The sequence below is a fragment of the Oceanimonas doudoroffii genome (assembly GCF_002242685.1).
GTDB lineage: Bacteria > Pseudomonadota > Gammaproteobacteria > Enterobacterales > Aeromonadaceae > Oceanimonas > Oceanimonas doudoroffii.
Window position 1 is genome coordinate 1,700,075 of sequence record NZ_NBIM01000001.1, and the last position, 14,569, is coordinate 1,714,643.

A 14,569-nucleotide genomic window follows, 5' to 3' on the forward strand; every position below is an offset into this window, starting at 1 on the left:
ATTACGGTTATGTTCGGCCGGCGCGGCTGCCCTCAAACATCGAGTCTGCCGAGGCCGCCAGCCGACGCAAACCAGCCTGGATTAAAAGCGCAACCCGGGAGACAGGGTCTCGGGCATGTCCAGACTGTCGCCTTCCACCGAGGCCACCGGATAGGCGCAGTAGTCGGCGGCATAGTAGGCACTGGCCCTGTGGTTGCCGCTTTCCCCTACCCCGCCAAAGGGCGCGGCGCTGGAGGCGCCGGTAATGGGGCGGTTGCGGTTGACGATGCCGGCGCGAATATGGCGATAGAAATAGTCCCAGTCGGCCTCGCTGTCGGACAGCAGGCCCGCCGACAGGCCGTAGCGGGTGCGGTTGGCCAGGGTCAGTGCCTCGGGCAGGGAGTCGAACCGAATCACCTGCAGCAGCGGGCCGAAATGTTCCTCATCGGGCAGCTCGGCCACGCCGGTCACATCGATGATGCCCGGCGACACCAGGCCGGTGCCCGGCTGCAGGTGCTTCAGCATCAGCAGCGACTCGCCACCAAAGGCCAGCAGGTTGGCCTGGGCCGCTACCATGCCCCGGGCGGCGCGCTCGGAGATCATCGCGCCCATAAAGGGCTGGGGATCGGCATCGTAGTGACCCACGCTAATGGCCTTGGTCACCTCCACCAGCCGCGCCAGCAGCCGGTCACCGGCTTCGCCCCTGGGCACCAGCAAACGGCGGGCACAGGTGCAACGCTGGCCGGAGGTAATAAAGGCGGATTGCACGATGGCGTGCACGGCGGCGTTCTCATCGGCCACGTCGGTGACCACCAGGGGGTTGTTGCCGCCCATTTCCAGCGCCAGGATCTTGCCCGGCTGGCCGGCGAACTGCTGGTGCAGCAGCTTGCCGGTATTGGACGAGCCGGTAAAGAACAGGCCGTCAATGCCGGGGTGCGCCGCCAGCGCCTTGCCGGTGCCGACCTCGCCCTGCACCAGGTTGAGCACGCCCTCGGGCAGCCCGGCCTCGGCCCACAGCCGCACCATTTCCTGGGCCACCAGGGGAGTAAGCTCGGACGGCTTGAACACCACGGTATTGCCGGCGATCAGGGCCGGAATGATATGGCCGTTGGGCAGGTGGCCGGGAAAGTTGTAGGGGCCGAACACCGCCACCACGCCGTGGGGCTTGTGGCGAATAAAGGCACGGGCGCCGGGCATGGGGTTTTCCACCGTGCCGGTGCGCTCGGCATAGGCCCTTTCGGAAATGGCGGCCTTGCCGATCATGGCGCCCACCTCGGTCTGCGCCTCCCACTGAGGCTTGCCGGTTTCCCTGGCAATCAGGCCGGCCAGCTGCGGCTTGTGCTGTTCCAGCAGGCTACAGAAGGCCTTGACCACGGCCAGACGCTCATCCAGCGAACGAAACGCCCAGTCGGCCAGTGCCCCGCGGGCGGCGGACACGGCGGCATCCACCTGGGCCGCACTGGCGGCGGCGCCCTGCCAGACCACCTCGTTTTTCGCCGGGTCAAGGGACTCAAACCGTTCGCCTTCACCCGTCAACCACTGACCATTGATGTATTGCACTGCCTCAGTCATTGCGTTTCATCTCCGCTACCCTGACGGTATCTCCGTCTTCCACTTTCAGCAGGCTGGCCATTTTCGAAGAAATGACCGCCTGTTGCTGTTCATTGATTGCCATGTCGCCCAGCAGGGCGCGAAAGTCGCCAAAGCGGCCATTACTGATCAGGTATTGGCCCGGCTGCGTCGGCTCGCCGATATGCACCCGCAGCTGGCGGCTGCTGCGCACCGTGTGAATCTCGCGCACTTCACACTCCACCGAGGGGCCGGCGTCGAAGATGTCGACATAACCGCGCCAGCTGAAGCCTTCTTCTTCCAGCAGGTGCAGGGCCGGCCGGGTCTTTTCGTGAGTCTTGCCGATCACCGCCCGCGCCTGTTTTGACAGCAGGCTGACGTAAATCGGATATTTGGGCATGAGATCGGCGATAAAGCCCTTCTGCCCGATGCCGGTGAGGTAATCCACGGTGGGAAAGTCCATGGAGAAAAAATGCTCCTGCAACCAGCTCCAGAACGGGCTGTTGCCATCGTCGTCGGACACCCCGCGCATTTCCGCCAGAATGCGCCGATCAAACAGCTCGGGAAACTCGGCCAGGAACAAAAACCGACTCTTCGACAACAAGCGACCATTCATACCATGGCGGGCGGGCTCGCGCAGAAACAGGGTGCACAACTCACTGACCCCGGTGTAGTCATTGGTGAGGGTGAGGGTTTCCACCACATTGTAAATGCCCAGCTTGCGCGAGCTGTGCACCTGCTTGCCCAGCAGGTAGGTATAAAAGGGGGACGACAGCCCCACCGCCGACTCCAGCGCCGTGGTGCCGAGCACCTCGCCGGTGTCGCTGTCTTCGGCGACAAAAAAATACAGACACTCGCCCTTGCCGCCGGCACGGCTGGCAAAGGAAGCGAGGGAATGGTTGATTTTATTCTGCAGCAGCTCGTCGTTGACCGGCAGTGAGGTAAAGCCGTGGCCGGACTCGATGGCGATCTGCTTGAGCGTGGGTAAATCTCGCTGCTCTATGGGGCGAATCACCAGCATGCAGCACTCCTTTCAGCGTGTGGCGGGGCGCTCCGGCCCCGCCTGTTATAACGGTGGTGGCCCTCAGCCGTTGACCACCCTGGCCACGGCGCGCTCAAAGCGGGCCAGGCCTTCTTGCACTTCTTCTCGAGTGATCACCAGTGACGGCGCAAAGCGCACCACGTTGGCACCGGCGATCAGCACCATCAGGCCTTCTTCTGAAGCGGCCTGCAGAAATTCCTTGGCACGGCCCTGGTACTGCTCATTCATGACGCAGCCCAGCAGCAGGCCCTTGCCGCGAACTTCCGAGAAACACTGGTATTTGGCGTTGATTTTCGCCAGATCTTCCCGGTACCAGCCCTCGCGCTCCTTCACCCCGGCCAATACTTCCGGCGTGTTGACGGTATCAAAGGCGGCCTCGGCCACGGCACAGGCCAGCGGGTTGCCGCCATAGGTGGAGCCGTGGGTGCCCGGCTTGAGCGAAGCGGCGATGTCGGCACGGGTGAGCATGGCGCCGATAGGGAAGCCGCCGCCCAGGGCCTTGGCACTGGTAAGAATGTCGGGGGTCACACCCAGATCCATGTAGGCATAGAGGGCACCGGTGCGGCCCACGCCGGTCTGTACCTCGTCAAACACCAGCAGTGCATTATGCTGATCGCACAGTTCGCGCACCGCTTGTACAAAGTCGGCGTTGGGGCTGATGATGCCGCCCTCGCCCTGCAGTGGCTCCATCACCACGGCGCAGGTGCGATCGGAGATCAGGGCCTTGAGTGCGTCGAGATCATTGTAGGGAACGTGTTCAACGTCGGCAGGTTTGGGGCCGAAACCATCGGAATAGGCGGCCTGGCCACCCACGGTCACGGTAAAGAAGGTGCGGCCGTGAAAGCCCTGGTGAAAGGCGATGATCTGGGTTTTTTCCGGGCCGTGATGCTCGATGGCGTAGCGGCGGGCCAGCTTGAGGGCGGCCTCGTTGGCCTCGGCGCCGGAATTGCAGAAATAGACGCGCTCGGCAAAGGTGGCATCCACCAGCTTCTTGCCCAGGCGCAGGGCCGGCTCGTTGGTCCAGACATTGCTCAGGTGCCAGAGTTTTTCACCCTGCTCCTTGAGCGCGCCGACCAGGGCCGGGTGGCAATGACCCAGGCAGTTGACCGCAATGCCGCCGGCAAAGTCGATAAATTCCCGGCCTTGCTGATCCCATACGCGAGCGCCCTGGCCCCGTACCGGAATGCTTCCGGAAGGGGCGTAGTTGGGCACCATCACCTGGTCAAACAGTTCGCGGGTAACAGCCATATCAGACATGCGTTGCTCCTCTGATTTACCGCAGCATGCTCTGCGATAAAAGTTAAATCCATGTAAACGTGCAAGCATTATTGCAAAGTGACCACAACTTGTCTCTACACAAACCAACAATTTTGGTCGTTTATTTTGCAGCCTGAAAAATTGTAGTCATTTATCTTGCATAAGCTCGCAACCCGGCGAGTCCGTCCCCGTGATCACGGGTTTTTCACTGCATAAACAGGCAAGAAAAATTTTTTTACGAAAAAACGGGCTCACGGCCATTATTCCCGCCAGAACGACGGCTGGCGAACGAGAAAGTCTGATAAGGAAAACAAGAAAAACTAATAGTGAGGCTCGCAAGACACATCGCCTTGAAGGTTCGCATGGAACTGCAAGTCGTGTGAGGAAGGAAGGTGATGAGCGCAGCGAATGGCACCGAACGACGACTGCGCTCATTGGCGGCGCTTACAACAGCGTAAGAAAGTTGCGCAGCAGCCGGTGACCGCCTTCGGTCAAAATGCTTTCCGGGTGAAACTGCACACTGTGCACCGGCAGGGTTTTGTGCTGCATGCCCATGATCTCGTCCCGCCCGCCGTGGTCGTGTTCACTCCAGGCGGTGACCTCAAAGCAGGCCGGCAGGGTGCCGGCTTCAACCACCAGGGAATGATAGCGAGTGACGGTGAGCGGATCGGGCAGATTCGCAAACAGGCCGGTGCCAGTATGGCGAATGGCCGAGGTCTTGCCGTGCATGACCTGCCGGGCCCGCACTACTCGCCCGCCAAAGGCCTGGGCAATGGCTTGATGGCCCAAGCACACGCCCAGGATAGGCAGTGCACCGGCGAAACGTTCAATGGCTGCCAGCGACACGCCGGCCTCGTTCGGAGTGCAGGGGCCGGGGGAAATGATCAGTCCCGCCGGCGCCATGGCGGCCATCTCGTCCAGGCCGATGTCGTCGTTGCGGCGCACCACCACCTTCTGCCCGAGTTCACCGAAATACTGCACCAGGTTCCAGGTAAAGGAGTCGTAGTTGTCGATCATCAGCAGCATGTTGCACTTATCTCTTTGATTTTAAAGATACTAACCAGCCAAGCACTGCCGCGACACCCGCCCTGATACACAAATTTCATTTGATACCCTGACCCGGAACCTCAACAGCACACATGAGGAAACGGTATTTTCGCATCTATCCGATCGGACTGGAACCACATGGCCGGAGGCCAGGATCAGAGGCTGAAGGTGGCTTCACGCTTTTGACTACGGGCCGAAACCGTACCTTGTCATCTAGTGACTCAATATCACCCTTCATGAAAGCCGAGCAACAACGCCCTGTGAGCAGGGTCGCTTTTATTGCATACGGCTTCGAGTGGCCGCCAGATCGCAACGGCATCTTTGCCGGTTATTTGCTATATCTGGCAACATTCAGAATCTTGAGGCCAAGCAGCATGCGCCCCATACACGATACCCTCGACTGGAATTTGCTTCGCAGCTTTATGGCGATCGTGCAGGAGCGAAGCGTCAGCCGTGCGGCCGCACGGCTTCATCTGTCCCAGCCGGCGGTCAGCCTGGCACTCAAACGTCTGGAGGAACGCCTGGGGCAGAGCCTGATAGAGCGCGGCAGCCGCAGCTTTCGGGTCACCAAGGCCGGAGAGCTGGTCTATAACGAGGCAGTCGAAATTTATGCCAATGTGGCCAGGCTCAGTGTGGCCGTTAACGAGTCCCGTCCGGAAGTGGCCGGCAATATTCACCTGCTGATGGTCAGCGGCATCGAAATTCCGTTTCTCGACCAGGTGCTCAAGGACTTCCATCAGCTGCATCCCTATATCACCTGCAATATCGATGTCATGTCCAGCATTGAGGTTCAGCAGGCCCTGCTACAAAAAGAAGGCACAGTGGGCATCTGCCTGATGAATCATGATGTTGAAGGTCTTCAGTCCCAGGTGCTGGCCCGCCAGCTTTACCGCTTCTATTGCGGCCATACCCACAGGTTTTTCGGCAAGGACAACCTGAGCCTGGAAGACATGCGGCATGAACCCCAGGTTTCCTTCAGCAGTGCCCAGCTGGACGGTGTATTGTCGCCACTGGCGGTCTTTTGCGCCAATAACCAGCTGTCGAGCGACATTGTTGCCCAGTCGAGCAGCCTGGATGACGTCAAGAGGATGGTCAGGGCCGGCTGGGGTATCGGTTGTCTGCCGGAGCATACCGTTGCCAATGATGTAAAATTGGGAAAGCTGTGGCCCCTTCCGCCCTACGACGGTGTTGCCGATATTGATATGCACCTGATCTGGCATCGGGATGCACGCTTTGGTATTGCCGAACAGGCCTTTTTTGATTTCTGCCAGAATGCACTGGCACGCGTCCCCCTGGAAAAACGCCTGCTGGAACAGCATCACACCCCCTGATCTCTGGCCGGTGTGCGTTCCGGCCGCTCTCTCCCTGCACATGCCAGCCCCGGCCTCACTTAGGTTGGATGGTCAGTTCGCCCTCTTCCTGTCTCAGTTCCATCTATAAATCTGACAAATACTTACCATTAAAAATGGCAAATTGTCTTATGTCACATAACTGTCACCCTTAGGACACTGCTCATTGAAGAGCAGCAGGACACCGATTCAACCAGACCTAGGTGACATGACATGGAAATGAAACGTTTATCACTCTGCCTCGGCGCAGCACTGTTCGCGACAGCCACTTCCTCACACGCACTGGACATCAAACTGGGCCATGTACTGCCCACCACCCACAGCTGGAACATAGCGGCAGAAGGGTTTGCCGACGATGTCCGTAAAGCCACCGAGGGGCGCGTCAACATCACGGTTTTCCCCAGTGGTCAGCTGGGTAACGAGAAAGTCATGATTGAGGGCATGCAAATCGGCAGTGTGCATGCCGGCGTCATCGGCTGTGGCTCCTTCCAGCCTATCGAACCCAAATTCGGCATCGTGGAACTGCCCTATTCCTGGGACAAACGGGAAAGCGCCTACGCCGCCTTTGATGGTGAGCTGGGTGGGGCGCTTGAGGAACTGGCCCTCAAGAAAAACCTGCGCATTCTTTCCTGGTGGGAAAACGGATTCCGTCACGTCACCAACAACCGGGGCCCCATCACCAGCCCACAGGATCTGAGTAACCTCAAGATTCGGGTCACCCCCGACAAGATGCGGCTCGACACCTTCAGCGCCCTGGGATCCAGCCCCGCTCCCCTGGCCTTTGGGGAGCTCTACTCCGCCCTGCAGCAGGGAGTGTTTGACGCCCAGGAAAATCCGCTGTCCATCATCTACTCCTCCTCTTTCAACGAAGTGCAGGACTATGTCTCCCTTACCGGCCATGTATGGGCCCCCGCCTGCCTGACCGTTACCGACTTTACCTGGAAGAAGATCTCGCCGGCCGATCAGGCCGTGGTACAGGAAATGGCCTCCCGCTGGCGGGACCGGCAGCGGGACATGACCCGGCAGGATGACGAAGCACTGGTCGGCAAACTGAAAGACATGGGCATGGCGGTCAACACCGTTGACCCCGCCCCCTTTCAGGACGCCGTCAGCGGCATCTGGCAGCAATACACCCCTCAGTTCGGCAGCGATCTGATGAGCATTATCGAGCGCTACCGCAGTGCCAAGTGAGGTCCATATGCTTACCAGACTTGCCGAAACGGCCGGCCATGTCAGCCGGCGGGGCAAGGTCGAAGTGCTGACCCGAATGGCCTCTGCACTCAGCCTTGTCTGCCACGGCCTCGCGGCCGCCGGCGTCGCCACGCTGGCGACGCTGGTCGGTTATGTGGTCTTTATGCGCTGGGTGCTGGGTCAGCCGCCACACTGGGCCGAAGAGTTGCCACAGCTGATTTTGCTCTGGTCCACCCTGCTTGGTGCCGTGGCCTGTTCCTGTCATCGCTCACACCTCAGTGCCGGCCTGCTGCCGCTGTTGGTACGTTCGGCTCGCTGGCTGAAGGTCTTGACCCATATCGGCGACCTGCTGGTGTTGCTGATGCTGCTGGTGATCACCAAGGCCGGCTGGGAGCTGGCCATGCTGACCATGAGCCAGACCACCACCGCCCTGCAAATTCCAGCCGGAATCAGCTACCTGGCGGTACCCGTCGGCTGTGCCGCCATGGCGCTGGCTCAACTGATTCACTTGTTTAACCGGGGAGACGCTCTATGACCGCCGGCGCCTTAACCATGCTCGGGGTCTTTGGTCTCGGCATACTCATTGATATTCCCATCGCCTTTGCCCTGCTGATTGCTGCCGTGGTGTACCTGGCGGCATTTGCGGCCGCCCCCATGCTGGTCTCTGCCCAGCAATTCGCCGCCGGTATGGAAAGCTTTACCCTGTTGGCCATTCCGTTGTTCATTCTCGCCGCTCAGCTGATGAACAGCGCCGGGCTGACCCAGAAAATAGTCCGTCTGTGCATGACCCTGGTGGGAGATATCAAGGGCGGTCTGGCGGTGGTCGCCGTGCTGGCCTGCATGATTTTCGGTGCCCTCTCCGGCTCCGGGGTGGCCGACGTCATTGCCATCGGCAGCATGCTGCTACCGGCCATGCAACGCAGCGGTTACCAGAAGGGGTTCAGCTGTGCGCTGGTGGGCACCGCCAGTTCCATCGGCACCGTGATCCCGCCCAGCATTGTCATGATCGTTTACGGCACCACCTCCAATACCTCAGTCGGCAAACTGTTCATGGGCGGCGTGATCCCCGGCCTGATGCTGACCCTGGCACTGGTTGGGGTCGCCCTCTACGTCTCCCGCAAGCATGGCTGGGGCGGAGGCACCCCCAGTACCACCAGCGAAAAGCTCAGCGCCTTTGTTGATGCCCTGCCCGCCCTGATGGTGCCGGTACTGATCATCGGCGGCATTCGCTTCGGCGTCTTTACCCCGACCGAAGCGGCGGCCTCGGCCTGCCTGTATGCGCTGGTCGTCGGCATGGGTCTGTACCGCAACCTTCGCCTGACCGACCTCCTGAATTGTGTCAAGGCGACGGCGGAAACCAGCGCCGCCATTCTGGTGATCATCGGTGCCGCCGGCCTCTTTGCCTGGGGACTGACCTATGAGCAGGTGCCCCAGGCCATCGCCTCACTGATAGGTGAACTGACCGACAGCCGGACCAGCGTGCTGCTGCTGCTGACCCTGGTATTGCTGATCCTTGGCTCCTTCATGGAAAGCATCGCCATCATCATCATTATCACCCCCATCGTCATGCCGCTGCTGAGCCAATACGGCATCGACCCTGTCCACTTCGGGGTGTTGCTGACCGTTAACCTGGCCATCGGCGCCAACACGCCTCCGCTGGGTGTCGATCTCATGGCCGCCTGCCGGATCGGTGGTATCAGCGTGATGGAGTCGCTGCGCCCCCTGGTGATGATGCTGGTTGCCATGTTCTCCGTGCTGATGCTGCTGACCTTTGTGCCCGAGCTGGTGCTGTTCTTGCCAAACCTGATGAGCGAGTGAGGAGCTGACCATGAACCATGACTCCCTCTCTCTGAATCGGGCGGGCAGCTGGCTGTTTCTGCCCGGCCATCAGCCCGAACAGCGTGAGCTGGCCCTGGCCAGCAACGCCCAGGCACTGGTGGTCGACCTGGAGGAATTCACTCCCAAAGCACAACAACACCAGGCTTGCCTGGCCTTTCATGCCTTTGCCGATGACTGCCGGGCCAGGACGCGCCTGCCCATGGTGCGCATCAACCGACTGGAAAACGGCGGTGAGCAGGAATTGCAGCTGTTGCTGGCGGCCCGACCGGCCGCGGTATTTCTGCCACAGGTGGAGCGGGTGTCCCAATTGCGGGACCTCGCCGGGCTGCTGGATACCGGCGAGGCCGCCCTTGGGATTCCCCTCGGCAGCACCGCCATGGTGCCAACCCTGGAAAGCCGGGCCGGACTGAGTCGTGCCGATGAGCTGCTGGCGGCCAGTCCCCGGCTGCGTGCGGCACTGATCGGCACCGGCGATCTGGCGACCGACCTGCGGTTGCCGGCAGACATGCCACTGGCAAACCGGGTTGACGCCATCCGGCCCTATCGCCAGCGCTTTCTGGCGGCCTGCCAGGCTGCCGGCGTGCTCGCCATCGACGGTCCCTGGCCGGCGCCACAGGGCTTTGTACAGGATCAGGCCTGGTCGGTGGCGCTCGGGTTCAGGGCCCGTTGTGTGGTCAATACCGGGCAACTGCCGGCACTGCATGCCAGCCAAAAAAACCAACAACATTCATCAGACTTTTACCGTATTTCCTGAGAGGAAGATAACAATGACCAACCCGACTCGCCGTAACGGCGGCCAGATTTTGATCCAGCAACTTCGGGATCTCGGTGCCCGCCGCATTTTTCTGGTTCCCGGCGAAAGCTACCTGCCCTGTATCGATGCCCTGAACGAACACCGTGACGCCATCGAGCCCATTGTCTGCCGACAGGAAAGCGGCGCCGCCTACATGGCCGAAGCCTACGGCAAGCTGACCGGAGACCCAGGCATCTGTTTCGTCACTCGCGGGCCGGGCGCCACCAACGCCTCCATCGGTGTGCATACCGCGTTTCAGGACTCAACCCCGATGATCCTGTTTATCGGCCAGGTCGGTAACGACTTCGTGGAGCGCGAGGCATTCCAGGAGATCGATTACCGACGCATGTTCGGCCCCATGGCCAAGTGGGTTGCCCAGATCGACAGGACCGACCGCATTCCGGAATACATTGCCCGCGCCTGGACCGTCGCCACCACCGGCCGCCCCGGCCCCGTGGTGCTGGCCCTGCCCGAAGATACCTTGTGGGGCGAAGCCGAGGTGGAACAGCTCAAACCGGTGCCGCGCCGCTTCAGCTATCCGGGGGCGGCAGACATGGCCGAACTCGGCCACCGCCTGGCCGCCGCCAAACGTCCCTTCCTGCTGGTGGGCGGCAGCGGCTGGACCCCGTCGTCCCAGCGACACGTCACCGACTTTGCCCGCCGCTTCAAGCTGCCGGTCGGCGTGGCCTGGCGCCGGCTGGAGTGTTATGACCAGCGCCAGCCCGAGTTTGTCGGCCATGTGGGCTGGAGCATGCATGCGGCACTACGCCAGCAGCTGGAAGAAGCCGATCTGATCATCGCCGTCGGCACCCGCATGGGTGAAGCCACCAGCGAAGGATACCGCTGGATCAACTCGCCCCGGCCCCGGCAGAAACTGGTGCATGTTTATGCCGATCCGGAAGAGCTGGGCCGTGTCTATCAGGCCGATCTTGCCATTCATGCCGATGTCAACGGCTTCAGCGCCATGCTGGATCTGGTACCCGAACTGCCGGGTGCACCGGCCTGGGCCCCCCTGACCGACCAGGCCAGAAACGCCTACCTGGCTTCCCTCGAGTGTCAGCCCGCGCCCGGCCCGCTCAGCCTGGACCGGGTGGCGCTGCAGGTCGACCACATGCTGGGTGAGCGAGGCTGCATCACCGTCGGTGCCGGCAACTACGCCCTCTACCCTCACCGCTACCGCCGTTATTTCGGGCTCGGCAGCTCGCTGACTCCCACCGTCGGCTCCATGGGCTACGGCCTGCCGGCGGCCATCTCCTTCAAGATGGAACACCCGGATCAACCCGCGGTGTGCTTCGCCGGTGATGGTTGTTTTCAGATGAACATGCAGGAGTTGGGTGTGGCACTGCAATACCGGGTGGGCGTGATCGTGCTGGTGTTCAACAACGGCATGTTCGGCACCATTCGCGCCCACCAGGAAAGCGGCTTCCCGGGCCGCGAAATCGCCCTTTCCTTCACCAACCCCGAGTTCAGCCAGCTGATCACCTCCTACGGCGGACACGGTGAGGTGGTGACCGAAGACGACCAGTTTGCCGCCGCCTTTGAACGTGCCCTGGCCTTTACCGAGCGTGAACAACTGCCGGCCCTGATAGAACTGCGCTACGACCCGGACGGCATCGCCCCCGGCACCCTGCTGAGCCAGCTTCGTGACGATGCGCTGCTGCGCCAGCAACACCAGGATTGAGGAACCCGAACATGACGATTGCAATAAACCAACCACTGACAACCGATGCGCTGCGTGTTGACGGCAGCCGCCTATGGGCATCACTGATGGATCTGGCGCGTGTGGGCGCCACGCCCAAGGGCGGCAACTGCCGGCTGGCGTTAACCGATGAGGATCGCCAGGGCCGTGATCTGGTGGCCGGCTGGCTGCGGGACACGGGGCTGGATATTCGGGTTGACCGACTCGGCAATATCTTTGCCCGTCGCCCGGGCCGCAATAATGATCTGCCGCCGGTGGTGACCGGCAGCCATATTGATACCCAGCCCACCGGAGGGCGCTTTGACGGCAACTACGGCGTGCTGGCCGGCCTGGAAGTAATGCGGGTGCTGAACGAGCAGAGCATCACCACCGAAGCGCCGATGGAAGTGGTGATCTGGACCAATGAAGAAGGCAGCCGCTTTGTGCCGGTGATGATGGGCTCCGGCGCCTTCGCCGGCATGTTCACCCCCGAGGCGGCCCTGGCGGCGCGGGATCATGATGGCATCAGTGTCGCCGATGAACTGACCCGCATCGGCTACGCCGGAGACATGCCGGTGGGCGGACGCACCCTCGGGGCCTACTTTGAAGCCCATATTGAACAGGGGCCGGTATTGGAAAAAGAACAGCTGCAAGTGGGCGTAGTGACCGGCTCACTGGGCCTCAGCTGGTTCGATGTGGTGGTGACCGGCCAGGAGGCCCACGCCGGACCTACGCCGATGGAATACCGTCGGGACGCCCTGCAGACCGCCTGCGCCCTGGTCAGCGATATCCTGACCCTGGCCGAGCCCCATGCCCCTCATGGCCGGGTGACCTGCGGCGAGTTCCGGGTATTCCCCAATTCGCGCAATGTAATTCCCGGGCGGGTGAACTTCAGTGTCGATCTGCGCCACCTCGAGCCGGCGGTGCTGACCGCGATGGAGCAACGACTGCGTGAACTGTGTGAACTGTGTGACACCCAGGGTAATAACGCCGGCATCGAGGTGGAACTGCTCGAGGTGCAGCGCATTCCGCCGACGCCCTTTGCCCCGAAGCTGGTTGAACGGGTTCGCGCCTGTGCCGAGGCGCTGGCCATTCCTCACCGTGATATGGTGACCGGTGCCGGCCATGACGCCGTTTATATCAGCCGGGTGGCCCCCACCGCCATGATCTTTGTGCCCTGTGTCGATGGCATCAGCCACAACGAATGCGAAGACGCCAAACCCGAGGACCTTGAAGCCGGCGCCAATATACTGTTGCATGCCATGCTGCAAACTGCCGAGCCCATTCACCCCACTGACCAGGCGCAGTAGGAGTTCTCCATGACCTTGCATGATCTGACTTACTGGGAGCGACTGGCCAGCCGGCTGGAGATCCCTACCGGCGCCTATATTGACGGCGCCTATATGGCCGCCGCCGACGGCGCCACCTTTACCGCCCGCAATCCGGCCACCGGCGAAGCCCTGGCGGAAGTGACCGCCTGCGGCCAGCAGGACATTGACCGTGCCGTGGCCGCCGCCCGCCGCAGCTTTGAATCCGGCAGCTGGTCCCGGCGCGCGCCCCGTGAGCGCAAGGCGACCCTGCTGCGCTTTGCCGCCCTGATTGAACGGCACGCGGAAGAGCTGGCCCTGTTACAGACCCTGGAGATGGGCAAGCCCATCGCCGACAGCCTGAGCTTTGATCTGGCGGAAACCGCACGCTGCGTGGCCTGGTATGCCGAGGCCCTCGACAAGCAGTATGATGAGATAGCACCGACCGCCGACCATGTACACGCCACCCTGACCCACGAGGCGCTCGGCGTGGTGGCTGCCGTCACCCCGTGGAATTTCCCGCTGATGATCAGCGCCTGGAAGTTTGCCCCGGCACTGGCCATGGGCAACAGTGTGGTGCTCAAGCCCGCCGAGCAGTCCAGCCTCAGTATTCTGCGGCTGGCGGCCCTGGCCGGCGAGGCCGGGCTGCCGGACGGGGTATTCAATGTCACGCCGGGGCTGGGCGCCGTGGCCGGCCAGGCCCTGGGCCGGCATATGGATGTCGACTGCCTGGCCTTTACCGGCTCCACCGCAACCGGCAAGCGCTTTATGCACTACTCCGGTGACTCCAACCTCAAAAGGGTCTGGCTCGAGTGCGGCGGCAAGTCTCCCCATATCGTGTTTGATGACTGCAAGGATCTGGCGGCGGCGGCCCGGGCCGCTGCCGCCGGCATCTTTACCAACCAGGGCGAGGTCTGCATTGCCGGCTCCCGACTCTATGTTCAGGATGCCATCTATGACGAGTTCTTGTCGCTGTTGACGGCGGCGGCGGCGCAAATGCAGCCGGGCAACCCACTGGACCCCAACTCCCCCATGGGCGCCATGGTGGATGCCACCCAATACCGGCGGGTGCAGGACTATATTGCCCTGGCCCAGGATGAAGGCATGAAACTGCTGTCCGGTGGCAATACCACGGCACCGGTTGCCGGAGGCTGGTATCTGCCGCCAACCATACTGGAAGGTCGGCATGACCAGACCCTGATGCGTGACGAGGTATTCGGTCCCGTGTTGGGGGTGACCCGCTTTACCGGCGAAGAAGAGGTCATCGCCCTGGCCAATGATTCCGTATATGGCCTGGGCGCCGGTTTGTGGACTCGGGATCTCGGCCGCGCGCATCGAGTTTCGAAACGACTGCGGGCCGGCCTGGTGTGGGTGAACTGTTATGCCGATGGCGATATCAGCGTGCCCTTTGGTGGCGTCAAGCAATCCGGGTTCGGACGCGACAAGTCGCTCCATGCCCTGAGCAAATATGCCGATCTCAAAACCACCTGGATGCACCTGGATTAGGCCTGCCTCCAG

General features: G+C 61.7%; 12 protein-coding genes. 8 read left to right on the plus strand and 4 right to left on the minus strand.

Annotated elements, in window-relative coordinates:
* Positions 1-81 precede the first annotated feature (81 nt).
* From astD to B6S08_RS07915, 4 genes are all read right to left on the minus strand, one after another.
* Complete coding sequence (gene astD, locus B6S08_RS07900; RefSeq protein ID WP_094200171.1) at positions 82-1,551, minus strand: succinylglutamate-semialdehyde dehydrogenase; 1,470 nt, start codon at positions 1,549-1,551, stop codon at positions 82-84.
* Complete coding sequence (astA, locus tag B6S08_RS07905) at positions 1,544-2,569, minus strand: arginine N-succinyltransferase (protein WP_094200172.1); 1,026 nt, start codon at positions 2,567-2,569, stop codon at positions 1,544-1,546. The genes astD and astA overlap by 8 nt, the downstream gene beginning before the upstream one ends.
* 63 nt (positions 2,570-2,632) lie before the next feature.
* On the minus strand, positions 2,633-3,847 hold the full coding sequence (locus B6S08_RS07910; RefSeq protein ID WP_094200173.1) for an aspartate aminotransferase family protein: 1,215 nt from the start codon (positions 3,845-3,847) through the stop codon (positions 2,633-2,635).
* Positions 3,848-4,291: 444 nt separating this feature from the next.
* A complete protein-coding gene (locus B6S08_RS07915) occupies positions 4,292-4,873 on the minus strand; it encodes an anthranilate synthase component II (protein ID WP_094200174.1) in 582 nt (193 codons plus the stop codon).
* A gap of 395 nt (positions 4,874-5,268) precedes the next feature.
* Between B6S08_RS07915 and B6S08_RS07920 the strand changes: the two genes are divergently transcribed.
* The 8 genes from B6S08_RS07920 to B6S08_RS07955 all read left to right on the plus strand — a co-directional run bounded on the left by B6S08_RS07920 (position 5,269) and on the right by B6S08_RS07955 (position 14,557).
* Complete coding sequence (locus tag B6S08_RS07920; RefSeq protein ID WP_094200175.1) at positions 5,269-6,225, plus strand: LysR family transcriptional regulator; 957 nt, start codon at positions 5,269-5,271, stop codon at positions 6,223-6,225.
* Positions 6,226-6,456: 231 nt separating this feature from the next.
* Positions 6,457-7,434, plus strand: coding sequence for a TRAP transporter substrate-binding protein (locus tag B6S08_RS07925; protein WP_094200176.1), 978 nt, complete (start codon positions 6,457-6,459; stop codon positions 7,432-7,434).
* 7 nt (positions 7,435-7,441) lie between these two features.
* The gene (locus B6S08_RS07930; protein WP_211284174.1) at positions 7,442-7,969 is read left to right on the plus strand and encodes a TRAP transporter small permease; all 528 of its coding nucleotides are present in this window, start codon (positions 7,442-7,444) and stop codon (positions 7,967-7,969) included.
* Complete coding sequence (locus tag B6S08_RS07935; RefSeq protein ID WP_094200177.1) at positions 7,966-9,252, plus strand: TRAP transporter large permease; 1,287 nt, start codon at positions 7,966-7,968, stop codon at positions 9,250-9,252. Before B6S08_RS07930 ends, B6S08_RS07935 begins: the two co-directional genes overlap by 4 nt.
* 10 nt (positions 9,253-9,262) lie before the next feature.
* Positions 9,263-10,027: an HpcH/HpaI aldolase/citrate lyase family protein gene (locus B6S08_RS07940; RefSeq protein ID WP_094200178.1), complete on the plus strand. Its 765-nt coding sequence runs from the start codon at positions 9,263-9,265 to the stop codon at positions 10,025-10,027.
* Between the two features lie 13 nt (positions 10,028-10,040).
* Positions 10,041-11,747 carry a thiamine pyrophosphate-binding protein gene (locus tag B6S08_RS07945; protein WP_094200179.1) on the plus strand — a complete coding sequence of 569 codons (1,707 nt, stop codon included), beginning with the start codon at positions 10,041-10,043 and terminating at the stop codon, positions 11,745-11,747.
* Between the two features lie 11 nt (positions 11,748-11,758).
* A complete protein-coding gene (locus B6S08_RS07950) occupies positions 11,759-13,054 on the plus strand; it encodes a Zn-dependent hydrolase (RefSeq protein ID WP_094200180.1) in 1,296 nt (431 codons plus the stop codon).
* A gap of 15 nt (positions 13,055-13,069) precedes the next feature.
* Positions 13,070-14,557, plus strand: coding sequence for an aldehyde dehydrogenase (locus B6S08_RS07955; protein ID WP_211284203.1), 1,488 nt, complete (start codon positions 13,070-13,072; stop codon positions 14,555-14,557).
* Positions 14,558-14,569: the final 12 nt, after the last annotated feature.